This window comes from Massilia sp. DD77 (assembly GCF_036961685.1).
GTDB lineage: Bacteria > Pseudomonadota > Gammaproteobacteria > Burkholderiales > Burkholderiaceae_D > Telluria.
Genome location: NZ_JBAMDH010000010.1, coordinates 122,813 through 148,159 on the forward strand (window position 1 = coordinate 122,813; position 25,347 = coordinate 148,159).

The window sequence follows — 25,347 nt, forward strand, 5'->3', positions numbered from 1 at the left end:
AGCAGCGTTCATTCCACCGCTTGGCATCACGGAGCCGGGGTGCCGTTATAACCGAAGCGCTGTGGGGCTTCACCGGCGCCGAGGCGCTCGATCACGATCCGGCGGCCATTCCACGGCAGCACCAGCTCCCCGCCGCCGTTCTCCAGCCACGCCATCACCGCCTCGTCCGAGGCCGGCTTGCCATCCAGCTCCAGCAGCGCCAGCACCTGCGCCACATCGCGGTCGTCCAGCTGCGCCACCACCTCGCCGCCCTGGAACACCAGCGCGCCCGAATCCAGCAAGAACACCTTGTCCACCGCGGCGAGCGCCTGCCCCGTCTGCAGCATCAAACCCTGTTGCGGATCGGTGCGCGCGATGAAGGGCGTGGCTTCCAGGTTGATGTAGACGCGCTGCGGCCCGTTCTGGAAATACCAGTTGCCGCGCTCGTCGCGCAGGTAGTTGCGGTTGATGAAGCCCACCAGGGCCGGATTGGTCAGCCGGTCGCCCGGCGCATGGGCGCGCTGGGCCGCCTCGTCGCGCATGCGCCAGCCGCCGCGCGCATCCAGCGCCAGCCAGCCATAGCAGTGCGGCACGTTCGGCCACTTGGCCATTGCCTGTTTAACGATGTCGTCCATAGCGTTAACCAGCATCGCACAGTTGCACCGCTTCCGGCGCGCGGCTTGCGGCAAGCCCGTCGAAGAAATGCAGGATTTTTTGCGGCAGCCAGTCGATCCGTCCCGGGAAGGGGCCGGCGGCGAAGCCGACGTGGCCGCCGTGCTCCGGATACTCCAGGGTCACGGCTCTTGACGCGCTGTGCGGCAGGTGCGCGCCCGGCAGGAAGGGATCGTTGCGGGCGTTCAGCACCAGGGTCGGCACCGTGATCGCGTCCAGCACGTGGCGGGCGCTGGCGCGGTGCCAGTAGTCGTCGGTGTCGCGGTAGCCGTGCAGCGGCGCCGTCACGACGTTGTCGAAGGCATATAAATCGCGCGCGCGCAGCAGGGCTTCGCGGTCGAACAGGCCCGGGAACTGTTCCAGCTTGGCCAGGCACTTGGGCTTGAGCGTCTGCAGGAACATGCGGGTATAGACCATGTTGAAGCCCGAGGATAGCGCTTCGCCGCCGCGCGCCAGGTCGAGCGGGGCCGAGACGGCGCAGGCGGCGTCGACGATCTCGGCGCCATGGCCCGATTCGCCCAGCCAGCGCAGCAGGGCGTTGCCGCCCAGCGAGACGCCGGCCGCGTACAGCACGCCCTGGTGGCGCGCGCGCAGCTTGCGCACGATCCAGTCGACTTCGTGGGCGTCGCCCGAGTGGTAGAAGCGGGGCGCCAGGTTCGGCTCGCCCGAGCAGCCGCGGAAATGCGGCACCGCGCCCGACCAGCCGCGCGCCTGCAGCGCGGCCATCAGGCTGCGCGCGTAGTGGCTGTGCGAGGAACCTTCCAGGCCGTGGAACAGCACCACCAGCGGCTTGCCGGGCTGGCCGTCCACGAAATCGACGTCGATGAAGTCGCCGTCATGGCTGTGCCAGCGCTCGCGCCGGTAGGGCACCTTCGGTTTGGCGAGGCAGGTGGCCGGGTAGATGGTCTGCAGGTGGCCACCCGGAAGCCACGAGGGAGCACGGTAATCCATGGAGAAGCGGCGCGAAGGCGCGCCGCGGATGGGATTAGTGGTGCTTCAGCACGGTGCCCGGAGCCAGGCGGTACTGGGTGCCGCAATACGGGCACTTGGCTTCGCCGTGGTGGTCGAAGTCGAGGAAGACGCGCGGGTGCGAGGACCACAGCGGCATTGCCGGATTCGGGCAGTATGCCGGCAGGTCTTTGGCCTCGAGTTCCACCACGGGCATCGTCTTTTGGTTCATCTGTTCTCTCCGTCAGGCAAGTTTGGCAAAGACAGGATTCTAACGGATTGCCCCCATTGCCGAAATGGCCGTTAAAATAACTAACTGATCAAATCGAGCATGACCGCGCCGCGCCATGCCCCGTGCCACTCTCCAGATGCGTTTCATGCCCGATCGTTTCAAGCCTGCCGCCGCATTCGTCCTGCCGGGATGTTGCAGGATCACCACATGAATGCGGGCGACCCATCGGGCCCGGCCATCGCCGCGTATGACGCGCCCGACCGCGACGCCTGGCGCGAAGGCGTCAAGGCCGGAATGCCGACCCTGTTCGGCATCGGCGCCTGGGGCATCGTGGTCGGCATCGCGATGGTCAAGAGCGGGCTGAGCGTGTGGCAGGCCAGCGGCATGACCCTGCTGGTATTCGCCGGTTCCGCCCAGCTGGCCTCGCTTCCCCTGATCGCCGCCCAGGCCCCGATCTGGGTCATCTTCGCCACCGCCCTGGTGGTCAACCTGCGCTTCGTCATCTTTTCGGCCCTGCTGGGCCCGCATTTCGCCCACCTGCCCTGGAAGCAGCGCTTTTGCCTGGGCTATATCTCCGGTGACTTGACGGTGGCGATGTTCCTGCAGCGCTACCCGACTTCCGCGCCGGCGCCCGGCAAGCTGTCCTACCTGAAGGGATTGATGTACCCGAACTGGTTCGCCTGGCAGATCGGTTCGCTGGCCGGCATCTTCCTGGGCAGCGCGGTCCCGACCGAGTGGGGACTGGGCTTTGCCGGCACCCTGGCCATCCTGTGCATCATGGTGCCGCTGATTATCAATCACGCCGCCCTGTGCGGCGTGATCGTGGCCGGGGTGGTGTCCGTGCTGGCCTACGGGCTGCCCTACAAGCTGGGCCTGCTGCTCGCGGTGGTGGTGGGCATGGTGACCGCCATGTTTATCGAGGAAACCTTCACCAAACGGAAGGCGCGCCATGAGTGACTGGGAAATGTGGGCCGTCATCGGGGTGCTGTGCGTGGCCACCGCCGCCACCCGCAGCTCGTTCTGGATGATCGGGCACCGCGTCAGCATCCCGCCGCGGGTGCAGGAAATGCTGCGCTACGCGCCGGCCTGCGCGCTGGTGGCGATCGTCGCGCCGGACATCCTGGTCGATGGCCAGGGACAGGTCCAGCTGGCGCTGGCGAACCCGAAGCTGCTGGCCGGGGCGGCCGCGCTCGGATTTTATCTCTGGCGCCGCAGCATGCTGCTGACCATCGTGTTCGGCATGGCCGTGTTTACATTGTTGCGTGTCCTGCACGTTTTCGGTCCCTCCGCCTAATGTACAATGTCGTTTTTTCCACTATCTCACTGCTGACCAATGGATGCCGTTCTCCGCTTCACCCGTCTGCAAGACCTGATCGACCGCGATGCGCTGAAAAACAAGCGCGTTTTCATTCGTGCTGACCTGAACGTGCCGCAAGACGATGCGGGCAAGATCACCGAAGATACGCGCATCCGCGCCTCGGTGCCGGCGATCCAGGCCGCTTTGACGGCCGGCGCCGCGGTGATGGTGACCTCGCACCTGGGCCGTCCGACCGAGGGTGAGTTCAAGCCGGAAGACAGCCTGGCGCCGGTCGCCGCGCGCCTGTCCGAGCTGCTGGGCCAGCCGGTCGAGCTGAAGCAGGACTGGGTCGACGGCGTGGATGTCGCGCCGGGCCAGGTGGTGCTGCTGGAAAACTGCCGCGTCAACAAGGGCGAGAAGAAGAACAGCGACGAACTGGCCCAGAAGATGGCCAAGCTGTGCGACGTCTACGTCAACGACGCCTTCGGCACCGCGCACCGCGCGGAAGCCACCACCCACGGCATCGCCAAGTTCGCCCCGGTCGTCGCGGCCGGTCCGCTGCTGGCGGCCGAGCTGGATGCGCTGGGCAAGGCCCTGGGCCAGCCGAAGCGTCCGCTGCTGGCCATCGTGGCCGGCTCCAAGGTCTCGAGCAAGCTGTCGATCCTGCAGAGCCTGGCGGGCAAGGTGGATAACCTGATCGTCGGCGGCGGCATCGCCAACACCTTCATGAAGGCCGTCGGCCTGAACATCGGCAAGTCGCTGGTCGAGAACGACCTGGTCGGCGAAGCCAAGTCCATCATCGACATGATGGCCGCGCGCGGCGCGCAGGTGCCGATCCCCGTGGACGTGGTGTGCGCCAAGGAATTCAGCCCGGGCGCCGCCGCCACCGTCAAGGACGTGGCGGATGTGGCGGATGACGACATGATCCTGGACATCGGTCCGAAGACCGCCGCCACCCTGGCGGCCCAGGTGGCCCAGGCCGGCACCATCGTCTGGAACGGCCCGGTGGGCGTGTTCGAGTTCGACCAGTTCGCCGAAGGCACGAAGACCCTGGCCATGGCCATCGCCAGGTCGGAAGGCTTCTCGATCGCCGGCGGCGGCGACACCCTGGCCGCGATCGCCAAGTACGGCATCGGCGACCAGATCGGCTACATCTCCACCGGCGGCGGCGCCTTCCTCGAGTTCCTCGAAGGGAAAACCCTGCCGGCAGTCGAGATCCTGCTCCAGCGTAACGCCCAGTGATATCCAGCGCAGCCCCGAGGCTGCGCTTCTCATTTCAGAATCAAGGATTCCAACACATGCAACCCGTGCGCCCCCTGTACAACGCCACCAAGATCGTCGCCACCATCGGCCCTGCATCGACCGACTTCGACATTCTCGTGAAAATGATCCGGGCCGGCGTCGACGTCGTGCGCCTGAACTTCTCGCACGGTAAGGCCCAGGACCACATCGACCGCGCCGCGCTGGTGCGCCGCGCCGCCGCCGAATGCGGCACCGAAGTGGCGATCATGGCCGACATGCAGGGGCCGAAGATCCGCGTCGGCAAGTTTGAAGAGGGCAAGATCTTCCTGAACAATGGCGACAAGTTCATCCTGGACGCGCGCTGGGGCGAAAACGGCGAACTGGGCAACCAGGACCGCGTGGGCCTCGACTACAAGGCGCTGCCGCGCGACGTCAAGCCGGGCGACAAGCTGCTGCTCAACGACGGCCTGATCGTGCTGGTCGTCGACAAGGTCGTGGGCCACGAGATCTGCACCACGGTCAAGGTCGGCGGCGAGCTGTCGAACAACAAGGGCATCAACCGCCAGGGCGGCGGCCTGACCGCGCCGGCCCTGACCGCCAAGGACATGGAAGACATCAAGACCGCGATGAGCTTCCAGGCCGACTACCTGGCCATTTCCTTCCCGAAGAACGCCACCGACATGGAAATGGCGCGCCAGCTGGCCAATATCGCCGGCGAACCCTACGGCCACAAGCCGATGATGATCGCCAAGATCGAGCGCGCCGAAGCCATTCCGGTATTGCAGGAAATCCTCGACGCCTCCGACGGCATCATGGTCGCCCGCGGCGACCTGGCGGTCGAAGTCGGCAACGCCGCCGTGCCGGCGCTGCAGAAGCGCATGATCCAGATGGCGCGCGCCTCGAACAAGCTGGCCATCACCGCGACCCAGATGATGGAGTCGATGATCGTCAACGCCGTGCCGACCCGCGCCGAAGTCTCGGACGTGGCCAACGCCGTGCTGGACGGCACCGACGCCGTCATGACCTCGGCCGAAACCGCATCGGGCAAGTACCCGGTCGAAACGGTCGAGATGATGGCCGCCATCTGTCTCGAGGCGGAAAATTCGGAATACAACAAGCTCGACGCCGATTTCCTCAACGTCCAATTCACCCGCATCGACCAGTCGATCGCCTACGGCACCCTGTTCACCGCGCACCACCTGCGCGTGAAAGCCATCGTGGCCCTCACCGAATCGGGCTCGACCGCCCTGTGGATGAGCCGTCATTCGATCGACACGCCGATCTTCGCCCTGACCCCACTGCAGGCGACGCAGCGCAAGGCGTCCCTGTACCGCAACGTGCGAGCATTCCACCTGCTGCAGGAAGGCGGCAGCCACGCCGTGCTGCGCCGCGCCGAAGAAGTCCTGATCCGCGAAGGCATGGTCCGCAAGGGCGACCTGATCGTGGTCACCTGGGGCTCGCCGATGGGGCAGGCCGGCGGCACCAACGCGCTCAAGATCGTGCGTGTCGGCGAGCTGGACGAACTAGTTTCTTAATTGTTTGGGAGTAAACCCATGGCACTCGTATCAATGCGTCAACTGCTGGACCACGCCGCCGAACACGGTTATGGCCTGCCGGCATTCAACGTCAACAACCTGGAGCAGGTGCAGGCCATCATGGCCGCCGCCGACGCGGTCAACGCGCCGGTGATCATGCAGGCCTCGGCCGGCGCCCGCAAGTACGCAGGCGAAGCCTTCCTGCGCCACCTGATCGACGCCGCCGTCGAAGCCTATCCGCACATCCCGGTCGTCATGCACCAGGACCACGGCCAGTCGCCGGCGGTCTGCATGGCCGCGATCCGTTCGGGCTTCACCTCGGTGATGATGGACGGCTCGCTGGAAGCCGACGGCAAGTCGGTCGCTTCGTATGAGTACAACGTCGAAGTCTCGAAGGAAGTCGTCAAGTTCGCGCACTCGATCGGCGTGACCGTCGAAGCCGAGCTGGGCGTGCTGGGTTCGCTGGAAACCATGAAGGGCGACAAGGAAGACGGCCACGGCGCGGACGGCACCATGACCCGCGAACAGCTGCTGACCGACGTGGCGCAGGCCGCCGACTTCGTCGCAAAAACCCAGTGCGACGCGCTGGCGATCGCGATCGGCACCTCGCACGGCGCCTACAAGTTCACCCGCAAGCCGACCGGCGACATCCTGGCGATCGACCGCATCAAGGAAATCCACGCCCGCATCCCGAACACCCACCTGGTGATGCACGGCTCGTCGTCGGTGCCGCAGGAACTGCTGGCCATCATCCGCGAATTCGGCGGCGACATGAAGGAAACCTATGGTGTCCCGGTCGAAGAGATCCAGGAAGGCATCAAGCACGGCGTGCGCAAGATCAATATCGACACCGACATCCGCCTGGCGATGACGGCCGCGATCCGCAAGTACATGTTCCAGAACCCGTCGAAATTCGACCCGCGCGACTACCTGAAGCCGGCGCGCGAAGCGGCGATGGAAGTGTGCAAGGCGCGCTACCTGTCCTTCGGCTGCGAAGGCCAGGCGGGCAAGATCAAGCCGATCCCGCTGGACAAGATGGCCGAGCGCTACAAGGCCGGCGAGCTGGCGCAGATCGTTCAGTAAGACTGTCCGCGCGTGCCTGTTTTGCTTGCAGGCATGTGCAGCGAGATTCGTCCCGCGCCCCGGATCCGTCATTCCCGCGCAGGCGGGAACCCAAGTTCGCAGCATAGCGGCAAGCTCTCACAGCATCGCGACGCCGGCAAACTTGGGCCCCCGCCTTCGCGGGGGTAACGATGGGGTGCGTGGAATTGACGTAAAATTACGCATTCAGCAGGCTTTCCAGGCCTGAACACCCCACACCGGCGCCCCAATCGCCGGCACTGTTTCCCTGATATCCCTTCTATGAACAGCCTCTACGAATCCACTATCCAGTCCCTGCCACTGCTCGGCCGCGGCAAAGTGCGCGACAACTACGCCGTCGGCGACGACAAGATCCTGATCGTCACCACCGACCGCCTGTCGGCCTTCGACGTGGTCATGAACGAGCCGATCCCGGGCAAGGGCATGGTGCTGAACCAGATGAGCGACTTCTGGTTCGAGAAGCTCGGCCACATCGTGCCGAACCACCTGACCGGCGTGGCGCCGGAATCCGTCGTGGCGCCGAACGAAGTGGAGCAGGTGCGCGGCCGCGCCGTCGTGGCCAAGCGCCTCAAGCCGATCCTGGTCGAAGCCGTCGTGCGCGGCTACATCATCGGCTCGGGCTGGAAGGACTATCAGGCAAACGGCGCCATCTGCGGTATCCAGCTCCCAAGCGGCCTGCGCCAGGCCGACAAGCTGCCGCAGCCGCTGTTCACCCCGGCCGCCAAGGCCGACATCGGCGAACACGACGAAAACATCTCCTTCGAAGAGATGGAACACCGCATCGGCAAGGAACTCGCCGCCAAGATGCGCGACGTCAGCATCCAGCTCTACACCGCCGCCGCCGAATACGCCGCCACCCGCGGCATCATCATCGCCGACACCAAGTTCGAATTCGGCCTGGACGACAACGGCGTCCTGCACCTGATGGACGAAGTGCTGACCGCCGATTCCTCGCGCTTCTGGCCGGCCGACTCCTACGCGCCGGACATGTCGCCGCCTTCCTTCGACAAGCAGTTCGTGCGCGACTACCTGGAAACCCTGACCGACTGGGGCAAGACCGCCCCGGCCCCGGCGCTGCCGCAGGACGTGATCGAGAAAACCCAGGCCAAGTATTTCGAAGCCATCGAACGCCTGACCGGCGAAAAGCTGAAGGCCTGAGCGATGACGGAACAAGCAAAACCGCTGGTCGGCGTGATCATGGGTTCCTCGTCGGACTGGGACGTGATGAAGAACGCCGTCGATGTCCTCAAGCAGTTCGGCGTGCCTTTCGAGGCGCAGGTGATCTCCGCGCACCGCATGCCGGACGAGATGTTCACCTATGCCGAGACCGCGCGCGAGCGCGGCCTGCGCGCCATCATCGCCGGGGCAGGGGGCGCCGCCCACCTGCCGGGCATGGTGGCCGCCAAGACCATCGTGCCGGTGCTCGGCGTGCCGGTGCCGTCCAAGTACCTGCGTGGCGAGGATTCGCTGCTGTCGATCGTACAGATGCCGAAAGGCGTGCCGGTGTCGACCTTCGCCATCGGCGAAGCCGGCGCCGCCAACGCGGCCCTGACCGCCGTGGCGATCCTGGCCGCGACCGACGATGCCCTGACCCAGCGCCTGCTGGCCTTCCGCGCCGAGCAGACCGCGGCGGCCCAGGCCATGACGCTTCCCGTGTTGACGCATGAGTGATCCGTTTCTCCCATCCGCCAATCCGTCGGCCTGGCTGGGCGTGATGGGCGGCGGCCAGCTCGGCCGCATGTTCGCCCACGCCGCCCAGGCGATGGGCTACAAGGTCGCCGTGCTCGAGCCGGCGCAGGACTGCCCGGCCGGGCAGGTTGCCGAACGCCTGATCCCTGCAGGCTACAGCGACGCCGCGGGCCTTGCCGAACTGGCACAGCAGTGCGTCGCCATCACCACCGAATTCGAGAACGTCCCGGCCGACAGCATGGCCTGGCTGGGCGGGCGCAGCTTCGTGGCGCCCGCCGCAAGCTGCGTGTCGATCGCCCAGGACCGCATTCTCGAAAAACGCTTCTTCGTCGACTGCGCAGCGAAATCCGGCGTGATGCCGGCGCCGCACAAGACCATCGCCTCGCACGCCGACATCGACGCCATCGGCGACGACCTGCTGCCGGGCATTCTCAAGACCGTGCGCATGGGCTACGACGGCAAGGGCCAGGTCCGCGTGCGCTCGCGCGAGGACGTGCGCGCCGCTTTCGATGAGCTGAAAGGCGTGACCTGCCTGCTCGAGAAGATGCTGCCGCTGGCCTACGAGGTTTCCGTTCTCACCGCGCGCGGCGCGGACGGCGCCTCGGTGGTCTACCCGATCGCCGAGAACGTGCACCGCGACGGCATCCTGTTCACCACCACCGTGCCGGGACCGAACGTGTCCGCGTCCTGCGCCAAACAGGCCCAGGACGCGGCGCGCGCCATCGTCGCCGAACTGGGTTACGTGGGCGTGCTGTGCATCGAGTTCTTCGTGCTGCAGGATGGCGGCCTGGTGGTCAACGAGATGGCCCCGCGTCCGCACAACAGCGGCCACTACACCATCGACGCCTGCATCACCAGCCAGTTCGCGCAGCAGGTGCGCGCGATGGCGCGCCTGCCGCTGGGCGACGTGCGCCAGCATTCGCCCGCCGTCATGCTCAACATCCTGGGCGACGTCTGGTTCGAGGGGAACAGCGATGAGGCGCGCGAGCCGGCCTGGGACAAGGTCCTGGCGCTGCCGGGCGCCAACCTGCACCTGTACGGCAAGGACGACCCGCGCCGCGGCCGCAAGATGGGCCACGTCACGTTTGTGGCGCCGACCCTGGCGCAGGCGCAGGACAGCCTGCGCCAGGCTTGCCTCATCCTGGGCATTCCGGAGTGACCATGGGGCAGCACACCATCGACCAGGCCGCGATCGACGCGGCCGCGCTTGCCCTCGAGCAGGGCGCGCTGGTCGCCTTCCCGACCGAGACCGTGTACGGCCTCGGTGCGGACGCCGAAAACCCGGCCGCGGTGGCCGCCATCTACGCCGCCAAGGGCCGTCCCCAGGATCACCCGGTGATCGTGCACCTGGCGCCCGGCGCGGCGCTCGACTACTGGGCCACCGACATCCCGCAGGAAGCCCAGGCGCTGGCCGACGCTTTCTGGCCGGGCCCGCTGACCATGATCCTGAAGCGCGCCGCCAACATTCCGGACGCCGTCAGCGGCGGCCAGGATACGGTGGGCCTGCGCTGTCCCTCGCACCCGGTGGCGATCGCCCTGTTGCGCGCCTTCAAGGGCGGCCGCGGCGGCGTGGCCGCGCCCTCGGCCAACAAGTTCGGCCACGTCAGCCCGACCCTGGCCCAGCACGTGCGCGACGAATTCGGCGCCGACGGCTCCGTGGCCCTGGTGCTGGACGGCGGCGCCTCGCAGGTGGGCATCGAATCGACCATCGTCGACCTGTCGCGCCTGGCCACGCACGGCCCGGTGCTGCTGCGTCCCGGTCACATTGGCGCGGATGCCATCGCCGCCGTGATCGACCGGATGCCGGCCGCGCCCGACGCCGCCGCGCCGCGCGCCTCGGGCACCCTGGAATCGCATTACGCGCCGCACACCCCGGTGGCGATGCAGGACAGCGCCGTGCTGCGCGCCACCCTGGCCGAGCTGGCGCAGGCCGGCCGCAAGGTGGCCCTGATCCACTACACCGACATGCCGCCGACCCACGCGGCGCTGCGCCTGCCGGCTACGCCGGACGGCTTCGCCCATGCGCTGTACGCGGCCTTGCGCGCCATGGACGGGCAGGGCGCCGACGTGATCCTGGTCGAGGCCCCGCCCAAGGACGGCGCCTGGCTGGGCGTCAACGACCGGCTGCGCCGCGCAGCCCACGGTTCGACCGGCATCGTGCACGGTTTGCTCAACCGCCAGCCGGGGGCCTAGATCATCCTCATGACATGGCGCAAAGCGCCATGTCATGGCGGCACACGCGTGCGAAATAGTGCTTCTTTCACTACGCATGAGAACGCTATAATCGCCTCCCTTTTTCGCATTTATTCCCTTGTTGCACAGGGTGTAAAAAGTTACGAAATTGCAAGGATTCGCTATACAAGCGAACTGAACACTGGCATATTAGTTGTGATACGAATAGCACGGGCGTTCGTTTCAATAATAACCATCGTTAGGAGACACAATGCGTCAAACCAAACTCGCGCTTGCCCTGTTGACGGCAGCGTTGCTGACGGCGTGCGGCGGCAGCAGCCCCGCCGGCGGCGACCAAACGCAAAAGACCACCTTCAGCCAGCAAGTGTCCTTCGGCGACAGCCTGTCTGACGTCGGCACCTATTCGGTGGGCGCGGTCAAGGCGGCAGGCGGCGGCAAGTTCACCATCAATGGCGACAGCACTGCCAAGCATCCCGACCTGACCGGCAAGATTTGGCTCGACTTCATGGCTGCCCAGCTTGGATTGCCGGCGCCGTGCGCCGCCCAGACCGGCCTCGAAGGCGACGCGAGCCTGGGTCTGAACGTACCGATCACCAACCACGCGAACTGCTTCAACTACGCCCAGGGCGGCTCGCGCGTGACCAACCCGGTCGGCCCGGGCAACAAGGCCACCGGCTCGCCGATCGGCGAGATGACCCTGCCGCTCACCGGCCAGATCGCCAACCACCTCGCCAAGACCGGCGGCAAGTTCACCGGCACCGAACTGGTGACCATCCTGTCCGGCGGTAACGACGTGCTGATGCAGATGGCCGCGATCCAGACCGCCGGCACCACCGCGGGCGCGCAAGCCTTCGCCACCTCGCTGACCATGCAGCTGGCGGCCGGCGCGACCAACCCGCAGACCGCCGCCCAGGCCATCGGCCTGGCGATCGCCACCGAGAACGCCCGCCCGGGCAAGACCGACGCCAGCGTGGTGCAGGCCGCCGTCACGGCCGCCGCCACCCAGCCTGGCAACCAGGCTGTCGCTTCGCCGGCCGTGTACGGCCCGATGGTCGCCAAGGCCCAGGCCGACGGCACCACCGCCGGCACCAAGGCCGCCGGCGACTACGCCACCGCCAACGCCGCCCGCATGGTCACCGAGCTCGGCACCGCCGGCGCCCAGATGGCCGCGATGGTACGCAACGAGCTGGTCGGCAAAGGCGCCAAGTTCGTGGTCGTGGCCAACCTGCCCGACGTCGCCAGCACCCCGGCTGCCAAGTCGCGTCCGGTCGAGATCCAGCAACTGGTGACCGCCATGATCAACGCCTTCAACACCCAGCTGAAGAACGGCCTGGGCGCCGACGATCCACGCATCCTGTACGTCGACCTGTACTGGGTCTCGAACGACCAGGTGAAGAACCCGGCCCCGTACGGCCTGACCAACGTCAGCGCGCCGGCCTGCGGCACGAATGCGCTGGGCGGCACCTCGCTGGTCTGCACCGCCAACAACACGGTTGCAGGTGATGTGAGCCACTACATGTTCGCCGACTCGGTCCACCCGACCCCGTTCGAGAACAACCTGATTGCCCGCTACGTCCTGAAGGACATGGCTGTGAAGGGCTGGCTGTAAGGCTGCGGCAGGCCCGCCCGCCATCGGCACGATGCGGAGCGGGCCATCACACAAGAAACCAGGAGAAAAAATGAAAGTACGTTTCAAGAGCGTCGTGACGATGCTGGGTGTGGCTGCAGCGCTGGCATGCGCCTCGACCGCGTCGGCCCAGTCGAAAGGCCAGCTGACCGCCAAGTTCGGCATCAACCAGCTGACCCCGAAGGTGGAGAGTGGCGACATCAGCGCGCCGGCCCTGCCGGGCACCAAGGCCGACGTCGGCCGCGACACCCAGCCGGTGCTGATCTTCGCCTACGGCCTGACCGACAACATCTCGACCGAGCTGGCGCTGGGCACCCCGTACAAGCACCGCATCTACGGCGCGGGCGCGATCGCCGGCACCGGCGAGCTGGGCACGGTCCAGGCGCTGCCGCCGACCCTGTTCCTGCAGTACCGCTTCTTCCAGCCGAGCGCGCCATTCCGCCCGTTCGTGGGCGTGGGCGCGACCTATGCCTACTTCATGAAGGAGCGCGGCTCGTTCAAGATGACCGCGGTGACCAACCCGGGCAGCAATGTGCCGACGACCTTCAGCATCGACAACAAGTTCACCTACACGCTGCAGGCCGGCGTGGCGATGAACTTCAACGAGCGCTGGTTCGGCGACGTCACGGTCAACAAGGCGCACCTGCGCACCAATGTCAGCTTCTCGACCGGTCAGACCCAGGCGATGAAGCTGGATCCGGTGTCGGTGGTGCTGGCGGTGGGCTACAAGTTCTGATTGCTGGTTCCCGCATGTGAGAAAGCCCGCTTTGGCGGGCTTTTTTATTGCTACGGCTGCTCTGCGAACTTGGGTTCCCGCCTGCGCGGGAATGACGAATCATACGTTAGCGGTGAAACCGTCATTCCCGCGAAGGCGGGAACCCAAGTTTCCATGCGTGCCGCTACCGCATGAACTCAATGGAGACTCCTCGCATACTGCGTAAAGTGCTCCGCACTCATCGCCCGCTGGTACAGGAAGCCCTGGTAGATGTAGCAGCCCGCATCCGACAGGAACTGCCGCTGCCCCGGCGTCTCCACCCCCTCCGCAATCACCTGCAGCCCCAGGCTGTCGCCCAGCGCGATGATCGAGCGCACGATCGAGGCGTCGTTCTGGTCGGTCAGCACGTCGCGCATGAAGCTGTGGTCGATCTTGAGCTGGTCGAGCGGCAGCTTGCGCAGGTAGGCCAGCGACGAGTACCCGGTGCCGAAGTCGTCCAGCGAAAAGGACAGCCCGCGCCGCTTGAGGGTGGCCATCGTGTTGGCGGTCTGGGTGAAGTCGCTCACCACCAGGCTTTCGGTCAGCTCGAGCTTGAGGCCCGACGGCTGCACTTCGGTGTGTTCGAAGATGCGCTGCAGCATGGGCACGAAATCGGGCTCGGTGAACTGGCGCGCGCTGACGTTGACCGACATCGTCAGGCCCGCCGTTTCCGGCGAGCTCTGCCAGCGCGCCAGCTCGGCGCAGGCGGTGCGCAGGGTCCAGCGGCCGATGTCGACGATCAGGCCGCTTTCTTCGGCCGCGCGGATGAACTCGGCCGGGTACAGGATCTTGCCGTTCGGCTGGCACCAGCGCAGCAGGGCCTCGGCCCCGATCACGTGGCCGGCGCGGTCCAGCTGGGGCTGGTAATGCAGCAGGAATTCGTTGTTGCGCAGCGCCCGCCGCAAGCCGTTCTCGAGCTGGGCCCGGGCCGACCAGGCCGCCTGCACGGCCGGGTCGTGGAAACGGAAGGTGTTGCGCCCGGAGGCCTTGGCCTGGTACATCGCGGCGTCGGCCTGGCGCAAGGTCGATTCCACCGTGTCGCTGGTGCCGCACAGGGTGGCGACGCCGACGCTGACCGAGAGCGTGTAGTTCAACTCGCCCAGCTGGAAGGGCGCGGCCATGGCGGCCACCACCTTCGCCGCCACCGTCTCGGCCTGGGCCGCGGCGCCTTCGCGCGTGTCTTCGAGCGGCTGGATCAGGATCACGAATTCGTCGCCGCCCAGGCGCGCCACCATGTCGGCCTCGCGCACGCAGTGCTCCAGGCGCCGCGCCACCGCCTGCAGCAGCATGTCGCCGGCCGCATGGCCTTGCGTGTCGTTGAGGAACTTGAAGTTGTCGAGGTCGCAGAACATCAGGGCCCCGCATTTGCGCGTGCGCGCGCTGCCGAGCAGGGCGCGGCGCAGGTGGTCGAGCAGGTTGGCGCGGTTCGGCAGGTCGGTCAGCGGGTCGAAGAAGGCGAGCCGGAAGATCTTGGCTTCGTTGTGCTTGCGCTCGCTGATGTCGGCGCCGATCACCAGGATCTTCTGGCCGGCGCCGAGCGCGTCGTCGGGCGCCAGCAGGGTCCAGCGGGCGTCGATATCGACCGCCGAGCCGTCGCTGCGCACGTGGGTCAGCTCGCCCGACCATTCGCCGTCGGCCAGGGTGCATTCGTAGGCGCCCTGGTAGGCGGCCAGGTCGTCGCACAGCAGCTCGCAGAACTTCTTGCCGCGCGCATCCTGGGCGCTCCAGCCGTACAGGCGCTCGGCGCCGTGGTTCCAGTAGGTGATGCGCGAATGCATGTCCATGGCGATGATGGCGTCGCGCGCCCGCTGCAGGAAGGAAGCCTGTTCCATCACCATCATGTCGGCCTGCTTGATGGGCGTGAAGTCGGACATGAAGCCTTCGAGGATGCTGCCGTCGCCGTGGGGGCTGAGCGCGCCCTGTTCGCACACCCATTTCTCGGTGCCGCAGGCGCAGCGGATCCGGTAGGTGAGCTGGAAGTGACGGTCATTCGCCAGCGCGGCGGCGATGGTGCGCTGCACGCCGGCGCGGTCATCCGGATGGATGATGCTGGCGAAGGACAGGCCTGGACGGGAAGTGAAGGCGGCAGCCGAATAGCCGGTGAGCTTCTCCACACCGTCGCTGACGAACTCCATGGTCCAATCGCCATCGTTGCGGCAACGGTAGGCCGCGCCGGGCAAATTGCTCAACAGCAGTTCAAGTGATAGTGAGCGCACACTATCTGAAGCGGTCTGATCCAAGGCTGGTGGTGCGTTCATCAAGTCTCGCGGACAGTGAAAAATTGAAACAGCCGGGTGATGGAGAACGAATACCGATGGTAGCTCAAAAGACAGCCTGCGCAACCACGCGCGATTGAAAATCGTAAAGAATGTCGGGTGGCCGCAGCGCATCTGGACCTGTTTGCGTCTGACAAATCAACGGTTAGCAATGCTCAGCTAACGTACGGAGAAACGTTTCATTTTTTACAACGCGCGTGTTACACTTGCCGCCCTGTTGGCTTATGGCAAGCTATGACCGTCGTCCTGATGCGATTCGCCGTGAACATGCGCGTGCTTCGAACCTTCCTAGTCCTGTTGTTTTGCCTGTCGTTGCCTGTTGCCGCCGCCGAGCAAGGCCTGCGCGCGGTGCGCATCGCGCAGGCCGACACGCCGCGCATCGACGGGGCGCTGGACGACCCGGCCTGGCAAGGCGCGCCCGTCCACGACGACTTCCACAAGCACCAGCCGCGCGACGGCAATCCGCTGCCGTCGACCCTGCGCACCACGGTCCAGCTGCTGATCGACGAGCATGCCCTGGTGTTCGCCATCCGCGCCTGGGACACGGCGCCGGCGGCCTTGCGCGGCTCGCTGGCGCGGCGCGACAAGGTCGGCCTGGACCAGGACTTCATCGGCCTCTGGATCGACCCGGTGGGCCACGGGCGCGCCGCCCAGTTCGTACGCATCAACACGGCGGGCGTCGTGAGCGACGGCGTGTACCGCGCCGACGACGACGAATCCGACCTGGGTCCCGACTTTCCGCTCGAGGCGGCCGTCAAGCTGCTGCCCGACGGCTACAGCATGGAAGTGCGCTGGCCGCTGTCGAACCTGCGTTTCCCCTATGCGGGCGGGCGTGCCTGGCAGCTGCTGGTGGAGCGCAGCGTACCGCATGCCGGCGGCACGCTGCTGCTGACGGCGCCCATGAAGACCGACGCCCTGAACCAGCTGACCTTCCTGCGCGAGATCGAGGGCATGGGCGCGACCGTCGAGACGGTGCGCGACCGCCGCTTCGTCGAGCTGCGGCCGGAGCTGACCCTGCGCGCCGCGCGCGACGGCGTGGACGGGCGGCGCGAACGCGGCCTGCGCATGGAAGCGGGGCTGGAGGTCAACGTGCGCCCGCGCGCCGACTGGGTGTTCAACGGCATCCTCAATCCCGACTATTCGCAGATCGAGGTCGACCAGCCTGTCTCCGCGGGCGCCAGCAACATCGCCCTCAGCCTGCCGGAAAAGCGCGGCTTCTTCCTCGAGAGTTCCGACGTGCTGGGGCTGCCGCTGCCGGCCTTCTATTCGCGCACCGTATTCGATCCGCAATGGGGCGCGCGCGCGACCTGGCGCGCGTCCCACCTGGACGCCACCGCGCTGAGCCTGCGCGACGCGCCCGGCGGACTGGTGCTGCGCGGCCGTCCCTACGAAACCCTGGAATACGCGCAGGCACACCGCTCGACCGCCAGCCTGTGGCGCACGCGCTGGCACGGCGACGGACTGCTGCTGGGCGCCTTCGTGTCGCAGCGCGATTACCATGCCTTCGGCAGGAACGACGTGCTCGGCCTCGACGGCCAATGGCGCGGCGAGGATGCCGAGGGAGCGCAGCGCCAGGCTTCCTTTGTCGCCATGCACTCGCGTACCAGCGCCGGATTCGACGCATCCCAGGTGCTGACGCGCATGCCGCGCCGCGAGGACGGCTACCTGTGGGGCAAGTTCGTGCACAGCTCGGGCGACTGGTGGAACGAGGCCGTGGTCGAGGCGATCGGCCCCGGCTTTGTCAACGACAATGGCTTCCTGCCGCAGGCGGGCATCGCCAGGCTCCAGCTCGACCTCAACCGCATCCTGGGGCGCCAGGACGCGCTGGGACTGCATGAATTCGAGGCGCATCTCGGCCTGCACGAGATCCGCACCCTGGGCAACCGCCTCGGCGGGCAGCCCGGCAACGAAGTGGTGACGCGCGAGATCCGTCCCGGTATCTGGCTGGCGGCGCCGGGCCAGACGCGCTTCTCGGCCCAGCTCGGCTTCGACCGCCAGCGGGCACGGCAGGGCGGGCGCCTGCACCGCACGCCGGCCCTGCACTTCGGCCTCGAGACGGTGCCGCTGGCCTGGGTGTCGAAGATCGCCGCCGAAGTCTCGCTGGGACGCCAGCTCGATGCGGACGCCGACCGGGTCGGTCCCGGCGGCAACGTGATCTTCGATGTGGGCCTGCGTTTTCCCCTGCCCAGGGGCTGGGCGCTGGAGCTGGACCACCACGTGAACCGCGCCTGGGTGCGGGGCACGCTGGGGCAGGATGCTTTTTCCGACACGGCCTGGCGCTGGCTGGCGATGCTTCACTTCAGCCCGCGCGACTCGCTGCGCGTGCTGGCCCAGAATACCTGGGCCGCGCGGCGCGACGACGGCATCACGCAACTGGAGGCCTGGAACGACAGGCAGATCCACCGGTCGGTGCTGTACCGCTATCGCTGGCGGCACGGGCGGACCGTGTCGGCTGGGTATGTCGATGATCGCATGCCGTTCGCGCGCAGCAGTACTCGGGCGCTGACGGTGCAGTGGCAATGGGAGATTTAATGCGCCGTACAAAGTCGTTTGGTGCGATACGGTAGATACGACAACAGGCGGCAGCCACGTCCCTTACACAGACACGTCATCCGCTCTTGGCAATGGATTCAGTCAGTGAACATAACGCTCAACCCTTAGAAGCTCCATTAGTGATTCAGCATTAGCGATTAGAGTAAGCAAATTACGACAAATTCTTGGAGAGCAATCTAGGAGTGATCATAGGGGTAAGGCTTCGTCGAAAGATGAATCCTGTTCAGCATCCTGGAGCCACACCACAATTGTGACTTTTCGAGAGCTTTCAGGGGAAGAAAAGATATAAAGTTGCCGTAGGTAAATCTAAATTCCTTCCCATGCTCTCCAATCACTCGAGCGCTTGCATGGCCCGGCTCGTTGCCGATCTCGCCTGCTACAAGTCGCCCACCCCGTCCGAATGACATGACGCGGATGGAAGAGAGACACTTTGATCGCAATTGTGCCAATTCAGATGATCCGTGCCGTGCAATTAAAGCAGCGGTTATGACCGCGATTACGGGCGCGCGAGGGAAGATGGAAAATATGTCCAATGACAAAACGCTTTTTCGGCACGCTTACTCTTCTCCGAACGCCGCCGTGACTGGAACGGTAATCCCCCCCACAAAAAGAGCGCGATCAGAAGTAGAATTTTCTACTTAAGACACAGGAAGCTCTACATGAAGACGTCCCGCTTTACCGACAGCCAGATCATCGCCATCCTCAAGCAAGCAGAAGCCGGCAGCCCAGTACCGGAGCTGTGCCGCGAGCACGGCATTAGCAATGCCACGTTTTACAAGTGGCGCTCCAAGTTTGGCGGCATGGACGCCTCGTTGATGGCACGGATGAAGGAGCTGGAGGAAGAAAACCGGCGCCTCAAGAAGATGTACGTCGAGGAGCGTCTCAAGGCCGAGATCGTTGCGGAGGCACTCACAAAAAAATGGTAGCGCCATCTCAGCGGCGGGAGATGGCGCAATGGGCCGTGACAGAGCGGTCGGCCACGGTCAAGCTGGCGTGCCAGGCGTTCGGTATCAGTCAAACCTGCTACCGCTACAAGGCCAAGCTGGACGCGGAAAACGTCCTCATTGCCGACTGGCTGGTGCGACTGACGACCAACCAGCGCAACTGGCTGTGGACCTACAATCACGACCGGCCCAACATGGCAATCGGCGGTATTGCGCCAAAACAGAAATTGGCGCTCGCCGCTTAACCTCTACTTTTAGCGTGCTCTAAAAATAGGGGGATTACCGTGGGAATACACGGATAGGAATTTCCAACGTTGGTTTCACCAATGCATAGAAGATCCTGGCGATCCAGACGCGAGCAGAGCCGAACCTGCACATGCATATGAGCAATGGGTGGAATATGGAAAGCCAGATGGAAAAAATGGTTGTGGTGGACCGCCTCCCCCAACAGCTCCAGCAGAAGCGTGTGGGGAAACTTGCAAGAAGACCGCGACTGTCGTCGTTGCTGGAGGGACCGCTTACATGGTTTATCGCTGCTTACGAATGGTACCTTCTTTACTGCCGCCAATTTGGCCAACAATTCCAGCTAATGCAGTGATTCCATGACTCACGAAAAAAAACAGGCCATACCTATACAGTACAGATCCGATTCTCCGGTGATCAGCTGGAACCTTCTGACATATCAGCTCTATTGAATTTGGTTCCTAGTAATTCGTCTAACCAATCGGAGATCTTGTCACGCAGGAGGCGACGTCCATATTGGGCATACAATGGCCACGGTGAAGAGGGGTTTCAGTTGGAGTGGGAAAGCTTGGAAGATGGCTTGGAATTTATGCTCAAGAATCTGAGACACAGAAAAGCTGAAATTATCGCCCTAGCCGGTCAGTTTGATGGAGTATGGTGGTGTGGTCATTTCCAAGCCAGCTTTGATGGTGGCCCTACGTTGTCCCCGAAATTGCTCACTGAGATTGGCAGCTACGGAATTCCACTCAGCATCGACAATTATTTTTCCGATGAGTAGGGCGTGAGAGTAGGGTGCGAGTGTCCCAACCCCTGTTTTACACACACATTACGACGAGCGCTGGAGCGGGGCGGCGTGCTGGACATATTCCACCTGTCTCAGCCAGAATCCGAATAACTGAAGCGTGGTTGCGGTCAAACAGCTAGACGATCTTTTGAAGGGAGTCGCCTTGGCGCCATCGCTCCCACATCAACGCTTTCTGACTATCCGAGTAATAGATCCGTGGTCTCTGCTTCATGTGAGCTCTCCTCCATACGGCTTAGAGTATTGCGTTCACCAGTTGAATCCAGGGCCGAAAGTAGACAATCAAAAAGACACAGTGTATTGACTTCGTTGCCTCCTAAGCAAGGGCCTGATTTTCGTTGTCAGCCTCATTAGCCATGCTAGAAGTCAGCAGGTTCGCGCGCCCGCTCCCGCGCGGCGCGCGTATCCTGCACCGGCGGCATGCCAAATAGACGCCCGTACTCGCGCGTAAATTGGGTCACGCTCTCATAGCCGACGGCGAATGCGGCGCTGCTGGCGTTCGCGCCTTCCGACAGCATCAGGCGGCGCGCCTCGATCAGGCGCAGCTGCTTCTGGAACTGCAGCGGCGATAGCGAGGTGACGGTCCGGAAATGCTGGTGGAAGGAGGAGGCGCTCATGCCGGCGACGGCGGCCAGCTTCTCCACCGGCAGGGTCTTGGCGAAGTCGCGGCGCAGGATCGCCACCGCGCGCCCGATGCGCTGGGCGTGGCTGTCGGGCCAGCCCAAGCGCCGGATCGCCGCGCCGTGGCGTCCCGCCAGCAGCCAGTAATGCAGCTCGCGCACCAAGGGCGGATGCAATACCGGGATGGCCGAGGGACGGTCGAGCAGGCGCATCAGGCGCAGGGCCACGTCGGCCGTCTCCGCGTCGGTCGGATCGACCCGCACCGGGAAGCCGTCCGCATCCTGTGCGCCCGCCATTTGCACCGCCAGTTCCGCGATCACCGCCGGATCGAGTTCCAGCACCAGCGACAGGTAGGGTTCGGCCGCGCTGGCGCGGGTGATCTGGCTGACGGTCGGCACGTTGGCCGTGATCAGCAGCGAATCGCCGGCCGAAAAGGCAAAGCCTTGCGCGCCCATGGTCACATGCTTGCTGCCCTGCAGGACCAGGCAGACGAGCGGATGCGAGATCGCGTGCAGCAGGCCGCTGGGCGTGGTAGCGCGCACCGCACTCAGGCCGGAGATGGGCGTCGGTGCGACGCCGTCGCGGCCGGCATGGGATTCGGTGTGGCGGCGGACGAGTTCGAGCAGGGTGGTCATGCGTCCAGCTTACTCCTGCCGGCGACCCGGTGTCTCTCTATTTGGAGGATCAGGCAAGCGTCGGCGAGCTTTCGGCAACGCAAGGATGCACGCCGGCCCCACCATGGCTCCTGTCTTCTCACCACCTCTACAAGGAGCACACCATGAACACGATTACCCTGATCACCGGCGCCAGCCGCGGCCTGGGCCGCAATACCGCACTGAGCATTGCCCGCCGCGGCGGCGACGTCGTGCTGACTTACCAGAGCCGCCGCGAGGACGCGCTGGCCGTGGTTGCCGAGATCGAAGCCATGGGCCGCAAGGCGCTGGCCTTCCGGCTCGACAGCGGCGACGTCGCCGCTTTCCCGGCCTTCGCCGAGGAATTGCGCGCCGCCCTGCGCGCCACCTGGGGCCGCGACAGCTTCGACCACCTGGTCAACAATGCCGGCCACGGCGACTATGCGCTGATCGCCGAGACCACCGAGGCGCAGTTCGACGCCCTGGTGAACGTTCACTTCAAGGGCGTGTATTTCCTGACCCAGGCGCTGCTGCCGCTGATCGCGGACGGCGGACGCATCGTCAACCTGTCGTCGGGACTGACCCGCACCAGCCATCCGGGCTACGCGGCCTACGCGGCGGCCAAGGGCGCGGTCGAGGTGCTGACCCGCTACCTGGCCAAGGAACTGGGGGCGCGCGGCATCGCGGTGAACACGGTGGCGCCGGGGGCGATCGAGACCGATTTCGGTGGTGGCGCGGTGCGCGACAATCCGGACATCAACCGCATCTTCGCCGGGCTCACGGCGCTGGGACGGGTCGGCGTGCCGGACGATATCGGTCCGATGATCGCCAGCCTGCTGGCGCAGGACAATCGCTGGGTGAATGCGCAGCGGATCGAGGTGTCGGGTGGGCAGGGGATTTGACGCGGAGCGGACCAGGACCAAACGCCGCGCAGTCTACGCATCGAACTTGGGCACCGGCCTTCGCCGGTGCGACGGTTTACTGCCAACAAAGGAAAGCATGTCGGAGTGGACCGGCGACCGACGTTTGAGACGGCAAGCGGCCGCCATAGCAGCCGCTTGCGCCGGAGAGGATCAGAACGCGGCGATGCCGGTCTGTGCGCGGCCGAGGATCAGCGCGTGGATGTCGTGGGTGCCTTCGTAGGTGTTGACCACCTCGAGGTTGACCATGTGGCGGATGATGCCGAACTCGTCGGAGATGCCGTTACCGCCCAGCATGTCGCGCGCGACACGGGCGATGTCCAGCGACTTGCCGCAGGAGTTGCGCTTCATGATCGAGGTGATCTCGACGGCGGCGGTGCCTTCGTCCTTCATGCGGCCCAGGCGCAGGCAGCCCTGCAGGCCGAGGGTGATCTCGGTCTGCATGTCGGCCAGCTTCTTCTGCACCAGCTGGTTGGCGGCGAGCGGCTTGCCGAACTGCTGGCGGTCCATGGTGTACTGGCGCGCGGTGTGCCAGCAGTCCTCGGCCGCGCCCAGCGCGCCCCAGGCGATGCCGTAGCGCGCCGAGTTCAGGCAGGTGAACGGACCTTTCAGGCCGCGCACTTCCGGGAAGGCGTTTTCTTCCGGGCAGAACACTTCGTCCATGACGATTTCGCCGGTGATCGAGGCGCGCAGGCCGAACTTGCCGTGGATCGCCGGGGCCGACAGGCCTTTCCAGCCTTTTTCCAGCACGAAGCCGCGGATCGCGCCTTCGTCGTCCTTGGCCCAGACCACGAACACGTCGGCGACCGGCGAGTTGGTGATCCACATCTTGGAGCCGGTCAGCGAGTAGCCGCCCTCGACCTTGCGGGCGCGGGTGACCATCGAGGCCGGGTCGGAACCGTGGTTCGGCTCGGTCAGGCCGAAGCAGCCGATCCATTCGCCGGTGGCCAGCTTGGGCAGGTATTTCTGGCGGGTTTCCTCATTGCCGAACTCGTAGATCGGCACCATCACCAGCGAGGACTGCACGCTCATCATCGAGCGGTAGCCCGAGTCGACGCGCTCGACTTCGCGCGCGATCAGGCCGTAGGCCACGTAGTTCAGGCCCGGGCCGCCGTACTGTTCCGGAATCGTCGGGCCGAGCAGGCCGAGTTCGCCCATTTCGCGGAAGATCGAGGTGTCCATCTGCTCGTGGCGGAAGGCTTCCAGGATGCGCGGCTTCAGCTTGTCCTGGCAATAGGCGGCGGCGGCGTCGCGCACCATGCGCTCGTCGTCGGTCAGCTGGCTGTTCAGGAGCAGCGGGTCATCCCAATGGAATTGGGCCTTGGCCTTTTTGGGCGAATCGGAACGGGTCATTGCGAAATCCTGTCTCTCTGGGTTCTTGGTCGAATGCGGACGAGTCACGCCCAACCTGGCCATTATAGGGAAGGGAGCGCGCCCGCATCTTTTGAAACTGCGACAGGAATTTTTATATTTGACCGGAGAGCAACCCCGGCCGGGTAGGGGCTCAGCGGTGCGGCGAGACGCCGAACTTGCCACCGTGGAAGATCAGCGAGGGCTGGGGGTGGACCGCGCATTCCTCGACTTCGCCCACGAAGATGACGTGGTCGCCCTCGGGATAGCGGCTGCGGTTGTGGCATTCGAACCAGGCCGACACCCCCTTGAGGATGGGCTGGCCGGTGCGCGACAGCTCGTAGTCGACGCCCTCGAAGGGATTGTCGCGGCGGCGCGAGAAGCGCATCGCCAGTTCTTCCTGGCCGGCCGAGAGCACGTTGATGACGTAGTGGGAGTTGCCGCTGAAGATGGGCAGGCTGTTGGCGCCCGCGCCCAGGCTCCACAGGACGAGCGGCGGCTCCAGCGAGACCGAATTGAAGGAGCTGGCGGTCAGGCCACGGAAACTGCCGTCGACCAGGCGCGTCGTGATAACGGTAACGCCGGTGGCGAATTGCGACAGTGCGTGACGGAAATGCGTCGAATCGAAACCGCGCTCGGTGGCGCGGGGAGAGCGTGTATTCATTGGGACCCTGGATGTTGGCGCCATTATGCCATTGCTGGGGCAAGCGCTGCGCCAGCCCCGGCGCCAGGGCGAAAAAGCGGGTCATCCCTGCAAGCAATATCGCTTTGCGTTACCTTATTCCATCTCGATGAACCAGGAATCGTTTTCCATGTCCCATCTTCATTTGAAAAACACTGCCGACCGTTTGCCGCATTTCTGGCAATCGGCCATTGTCGGCCATGCCGGAAACAGCAATATCAAGGTCCTGAAAATGGATGGGCAGGCCTATCCCGCCGAAACCCACGACTACGCTGAAGCGCTGGTGGTGATCGAGGGCAAAATGTTCCTGTCCGTGCACGACGAGCCGGTCGTGGTGGCGGGTGGCGAGATGGTCCTGGTGCCGCCGGGCGTGCCGCATGCGGTTGCCGAAGGCAGCCATGGCACACTGATGATCATCGATCCGGCGGGATGCTGAGCCGCCCTTGAAGTTCCTTCCTTTCATTCGCATATGAAAGAGAGCCCGGGCGCCTTGGTCATTGGCCAGGCAGCGCCCTTTTATTCATTCACAGCTAGGACAGCCAAATGACAGAGACAGCAATTCTTGGTGGCGGATGCTTCTGGTGCCTGGAAGCGGTGTATCTCGAAGCACGCGGCGTCGTCCGCGTGGAATCGGGCTACATGGGCGGCCAGGTACAGAATCCGACCTACGAACAGGTCTGCGCGGGCACGACCGGCCACGCCGAGGTGGTGCGCGTGGAGTTCGATCCGGAAGTGATCGCCTACCGCGACATCCTCGAGATCTTCTTCACCATCCACGATCCGACCACGCCGGACCGCCAGGGCAACGACGTCGGCACCCAGTACCGCTCGGTGATCTTCACCACCTCGCCCGAGCAGGACGCCACCGCGCACAAGGTGATGGCCGAGATGGCGGCGGTGTGGGACGCGCCGATCGTGACCCAGATCCTGCCGCAGGAAACCTGGTACAAGGCCGAGGACTATCACCAGAACTACTTTGCCCAGCATCCGCTGCAGGGCTATTGCGCCTTCGTGGTGGCGCCCAAGGTGCAGAAATTCCGCAAGACGTTTGCGGA

Annotated in this window: 24 protein-coding genes and 2 pseudogenes; 18 read left to right on the top strand and 8 right to left on the bottom strand. The window is 65.1% G+C overall.

Annotated elements, in window-relative coordinates; translation table 11 throughout:
• Nucleotides 1-26: 26 nt before the first annotated feature.
• From V7778_RS07860 to V7778_RS07870, 3 genes are read right to left on the bottom strand one after another with little or no spacing between them, the layout of a single operon-like run.
• Entirely contained in the window at nucleotides 27-614 is a 588-nt protein-coding gene (locus V7778_RS07860) for a DUF2946 family protein (RefSeq protein WP_335553490.1), read from the bottom strand.
• 4 nt (nucleotides 615-618) lie between these two features.
• Nucleotides 619-1,602 carry a YheT family hydrolase gene (locus V7778_RS07865; protein WP_335553491.1) on the bottom strand — a complete coding sequence of 328 codons (984 nt, stop codon included), beginning with the start codon at nucleotides 1,600-1,602 and terminating at the stop codon, nucleotides 619-621.
• Between the two features lie 34 nt (nucleotides 1,603-1,636).
• Nucleotides 1,637-1,831, bottom strand: a complete 195-nt coding sequence (locus tag V7778_RS07870) for a zinc-finger domain-containing protein (RefSeq protein ID WP_020651840.1) — start codon at nucleotides 1,829-1,831, stop codon at nucleotides 1,637-1,639.
• A gap of 207 nt (nucleotides 1,832-2,038) precedes the next feature.
• Here V7778_RS07870 and V7778_RS07875 point away from each other — a divergent pair, with 207 nt between their 5' ends.
• The 11 genes from V7778_RS07875 (at nucleotide 2,039) to V7778_RS07925 (ending at nucleotide 13,251) form a co-directional block, all read left to right on the top strand.
• A complete protein-coding gene (locus V7778_RS07875; protein ID WP_335553494.1) occupies nucleotides 2,039-2,788 on the top strand; it encodes an AzlC family ABC transporter permease in 750 nt (249 codons plus the stop codon).
• Nucleotides 2,781-3,125: an AzlD domain-containing protein gene (locus V7778_RS07880; RefSeq protein WP_335553496.1), complete on the top strand. Its 345-nt coding sequence runs from the start codon at nucleotides 2,781-2,783 to the stop codon at nucleotides 3,123-3,125. Before V7778_RS07875 ends, V7778_RS07880 begins: the two co-directional genes overlap by 8 nt.
• 39 nt (nucleotides 3,126-3,164) lie before the next feature.
• Nucleotides 3,165-4,370: a phosphoglycerate kinase gene (locus tag V7778_RS07885; RefSeq protein WP_335553498.1), complete on the top strand. Its 1,206-nt coding sequence runs from the start codon at nucleotides 3,165-3,167 to the stop codon at nucleotides 4,368-4,370.
• Nucleotides 4,371-4,444: 74 nt separating this feature from the next.
• On the top strand, nucleotides 4,445-5,905 hold the full coding sequence (gene pyk / locus V7778_RS07890) for a pyruvate kinase (protein ID WP_335553538.1): 1,461 nt from the start codon (nucleotides 4,445-4,447) through the stop codon (nucleotides 5,903-5,905).
• Between the two features lie 18 nt (nucleotides 5,906-5,923).
• A complete protein-coding gene (fba, locus tag V7778_RS07895) occupies nucleotides 5,924-6,988 on the top strand; it encodes a class II fructose-bisphosphate aldolase (RefSeq protein ID WP_211519998.1) in 1,065 nt (354 codons plus the stop codon).
• Nucleotides 6,989-7,267: 279 nt separating this feature from the next.
• Nucleotides 7,268-8,164: a phosphoribosylaminoimidazolesuccinocarboxamide synthase gene (locus tag V7778_RS07900; RefSeq protein WP_335553505.1), complete on the top strand. Its 897-nt coding sequence runs from the start codon at nucleotides 7,268-7,270 to the stop codon at nucleotides 8,162-8,164.
• A gap of 3 nt (nucleotides 8,165-8,167) precedes the next feature.
• On the top strand, nucleotides 8,168-8,677 hold the full coding sequence (gene purE / locus V7778_RS07905) for a 5-(carboxyamino)imidazole ribonucleotide mutase (RefSeq protein WP_335553507.1): 510 nt from the start codon (nucleotides 8,168-8,170) through the stop codon (nucleotides 8,675-8,677).
• Complete coding sequence (locus V7778_RS07910; protein WP_335553508.1) at nucleotides 8,670-9,854, top strand: 5-(carboxyamino)imidazole ribonucleotide synthase; 1,185 nt, start codon at nucleotides 8,670-8,672, stop codon at nucleotides 9,852-9,854. The genes purE and V7778_RS07910 overlap by 8 nt, the downstream gene beginning before the upstream one ends.
• 2 nt (nucleotides 9,855-9,856) lie before the next feature.
• On the top strand, nucleotides 9,857-10,888 hold the full coding sequence (locus V7778_RS07915; RefSeq protein WP_335553510.1) for an L-threonylcarbamoyladenylate synthase: 1,032 nt from the start codon (nucleotides 9,857-9,859) through the stop codon (nucleotides 10,886-10,888).
• A 250-nt stretch (nucleotides 10,889-11,138) separates the two neighbouring features.
• Nucleotides 11,139-12,497, top strand: a complete 1,359-nt coding sequence (locus tag V7778_RS07920) for an SGNH/GDSL hydrolase family protein (RefSeq protein ID WP_335553512.1) — start codon at nucleotides 11,139-11,141, stop codon at nucleotides 12,495-12,497.
• 70 nt (nucleotides 12,498-12,567) lie between these two features.
• Nucleotides 12,568-13,251 (top strand): OmpW/AlkL family protein, encoded by a 684-nt coding sequence (locus V7778_RS07925; protein ID WP_335553514.1) that lies wholly within the window; start codon nucleotides 12,568-12,570, stop codon nucleotides 13,249-13,251.
• 176 nt (nucleotides 13,252-13,427) lie between these two features.
• Here V7778_RS07925 and V7778_RS07930 read toward each other — a convergent pair whose 3' ends face one another.
• Complete coding sequence (locus V7778_RS07930; RefSeq protein ID WP_335553516.1) at nucleotides 13,428-15,458, bottom strand: putative bifunctional diguanylate cyclase/phosphodiesterase; 2,031 nt, start codon at nucleotides 15,456-15,458, stop codon at nucleotides 13,428-13,430.
• A gap of 321 nt (nucleotides 15,459-15,779) precedes the next feature.
• Between V7778_RS07930 and V7778_RS07935 the strand changes: the two genes are divergently transcribed.
• The 4 genes and pseudogenes from V7778_RS07935 to V7778_RS07945 all read left to right on the top strand — a co-directional run bounded on the left by V7778_RS07935 (nucleotide 15,780) and on the right by V7778_RS07945 (nucleotide 20,063).
• Nucleotides 15,780-18,077 (top strand): hypothetical protein, encoded by a 2,298-nt coding sequence (locus V7778_RS07935; RefSeq protein WP_335553520.1) that lies wholly within the window; start codon nucleotides 15,780-15,782, stop codon nucleotides 18,075-18,077.
• 680 nt (nucleotides 18,078-18,757) lie between these two features.
• A pseudogene (locus V7778_RS07940) lies at nucleotides 18,758-19,206 on the top strand (transposase); the annotation flags it as partial.
• Between the two features lie 229 nt (nucleotides 19,207-19,435).
• Nucleotides 19,436-19,648, top strand: coding sequence for a hypothetical protein (locus tag V7778_RS25150; RefSeq protein ID WP_442920707.1), 213 nt, complete (start codon nucleotides 19,436-19,438; stop codon nucleotides 19,646-19,648).
• Between the two features lie 58 nt (nucleotides 19,649-19,706).
• Complete coding sequence (locus V7778_RS07945) at nucleotides 19,707-20,063, top strand: DUF4279 domain-containing protein (protein ID WP_335553540.1); 357 nt, start codon at nucleotides 19,707-19,709, stop codon at nucleotides 20,061-20,063.
• A gap of 70 nt (nucleotides 20,064-20,133) precedes the next feature.
• Here V7778_RS07945 and V7778_RS25155 read toward each other — a convergent pair.
• Both V7778_RS25155 and V7778_RS07950 read right to left on the bottom strand, forming a co-directional pair.
• A pseudogene (locus tag V7778_RS25155) lies at nucleotides 20,134-20,301 on the bottom strand (IS30 family transposase); the annotation flags it as partial.
• A gap of 145 nt (nucleotides 20,302-20,446) precedes the next feature.
• Nucleotides 20,447-21,343, bottom strand: a complete 897-nt coding sequence (locus V7778_RS07950; protein WP_335553522.1) for an AraC family transcriptional regulator — start codon at nucleotides 21,341-21,343, stop codon at nucleotides 20,447-20,449.
• A gap of 143 nt (nucleotides 21,344-21,486) precedes the next feature.
• Here V7778_RS07950 and V7778_RS07955 point away from each other — a divergent pair, with 143 nt between their 5' ends.
• Nucleotides 21,487-22,242 (top strand): SDR family NAD(P)-dependent oxidoreductase, encoded by a 756-nt coding sequence (locus V7778_RS07955; RefSeq protein WP_335553524.1) that lies wholly within the window; start codon nucleotides 21,487-21,489, stop codon nucleotides 22,240-22,242.
• A gap of 171 nt (nucleotides 22,243-22,413) precedes the next feature.
• Here V7778_RS07955 and V7778_RS07960 read toward each other — a convergent pair whose 3' ends face one another.
• Entirely contained in the window at nucleotides 22,414-23,613 is a 1,200-nt protein-coding gene (locus V7778_RS07960; RefSeq protein ID WP_335553526.1) for an acyl-CoA dehydrogenase, read from the bottom strand.
• Between the two features lie 151 nt (nucleotides 23,614-23,764).
• Nucleotides 23,765-24,274: a flavin reductase family protein gene (locus V7778_RS07965; RefSeq protein ID WP_335553528.1), complete on the bottom strand. Its 510-nt coding sequence runs from the start codon at nucleotides 24,272-24,274 to the stop codon at nucleotides 23,765-23,767.
• A gap of 25 nt (nucleotides 24,275-24,299) precedes the next feature.
• Here V7778_RS07965 and V7778_RS07970 point away from each other — a divergent pair, with 25 nt between their 5' ends.
• Nucleotides 24,300-24,728, top strand: a complete 429-nt coding sequence (locus V7778_RS07970) for a cupin domain-containing protein (RefSeq protein WP_335553530.1) — start codon at nucleotides 24,300-24,302, stop codon at nucleotides 24,726-24,728.
• Between the two features lie 107 nt (nucleotides 24,729-24,835).
• On the top strand, nucleotides 24,836-25,347 hold a 512-nt coding region (msrA, locus tag V7778_RS07975), incomplete at its 3' end, for a peptide-methionine (S)-S-oxide reductase MsrA (protein ID WP_335553531.1).

Excerpts from the sequence above, each read along its gene's own strand:
- V7778_RS07870 (WP_020651840.1), bottom strand. The coding sequence starts at position 1,831 with ATGAACCAAAAGACGATGCCCGTGGTGGAACTCGAGGCCAAAGACCTG.
- V7778_RS07900 (WP_335553505.1), top strand. The coding sequence starts at position 7,268 with ATGAACAGCCTCTACGAATCCACTATCCAGTCCCTGCCACTGCTCGGC.
- V7778_RS07960 (WP_335553526.1), bottom strand. The coding sequence starts at position 23,613 with ATGACCCGTTCCGATTCGCCCAAAAAGGCCAAGGCCCAATTCCATTGG.
- V7778_RS07920 (WP_335553512.1), top strand. The coding sequence starts at position 11,139 with ATGCGTCAAACCAAACTCGCGCTTGCCCTGTTGACGGCAGCGTTGCTG.
- V7778_RS07965 (WP_335553528.1), bottom strand. The coding sequence starts at position 24,274 with ATGAATACACGCTCTCCCCGCGCCACCGAGCGCGGTTTCGATTCGACG.
- V7778_RS07970 (WP_335553530.1), top strand. The coding sequence starts at position 24,300 with ATGCCATTGCTGGGGCAAGCGCTGCGCCAGCCCCGGCGCCAGGGCGAA.
- fba (WP_211519998.1), top strand. The coding sequence starts at position 5,924 with ATGGCACTCGTATCAATGCGTCAACTGCTGGACCACGCCGCCGAACAC.
- V7778_RS07935 (WP_335553520.1), top strand. The coding sequence starts at position 15,780 with ATGACCGTCGTCCTGATGCGATTCGCCGTGAACATGCGCGTGCTTCGA.
- V7778_RS07910 (WP_335553508.1), top strand. The coding sequence starts at position 8,670 with ATGAGTGATCCGTTTCTCCCATCCGCCAATCCGTCGGCCTGGCTGGGC.
- purE (WP_335553507.1), top strand. The coding sequence starts at position 8,168 with ATGACGGAACAAGCAAAACCGCTGGTCGGCGTGATCATGGGTTCCTCG.
- V7778_RS07865 (WP_335553491.1), bottom strand. The coding sequence starts at position 1,602 with ATGGATTACCGTGCTCCCTCGTGGCTTCCGGGTGGCCACCTGCAGACC.
- V7778_RS07860 (WP_335553490.1), bottom strand. The coding sequence starts at position 614 with ATGGACGACATCGTTAAACAGGCAATGGCCAAGTGGCCGAACGTGCCG.
- V7778_RS07885 (WP_335553498.1), top strand. The coding sequence starts at position 3,165 with ATGGATGCCGTTCTCCGCTTCACCCGTCTGCAAGACCTGATCGACCGC.
- V7778_RS07955 (WP_335553524.1), top strand. The coding sequence starts at position 21,487 with ATGAACACGATTACCCTGATCACCGGCGCCAGCCGCGGCCTGGGCCGC.
- V7778_RS07925 (WP_335553514.1), top strand. The coding sequence starts at position 12,568 with ATGAAAGTACGTTTCAAGAGCGTCGTGACGATGCTGGGTGTGGCTGCA.
- V7778_RS07875 (WP_335553494.1), top strand. The coding sequence starts at position 2,039 with ATGAATGCGGGCGACCCATCGGGCCCGGCCATCGCCGCGTATGACGCG.
- V7778_RS07880 (WP_335553496.1), top strand. The coding sequence starts at position 2,781 with ATGAGTGACTGGGAAATGTGGGCCGTCATCGGGGTGCTGTGCGTGGCC.
- V7778_RS07915 (WP_335553510.1), top strand. The coding sequence starts at position 9,857 with ATGGGGCAGCACACCATCGACCAGGCCGCGATCGACGCGGCCGCGCTT.
- V7778_RS07950 (WP_335553522.1), bottom strand. The coding sequence starts at position 21,343 with ATGACCACCCTGCTCGAACTCGTCCGCCGCCACACCGAATCCCATGCC.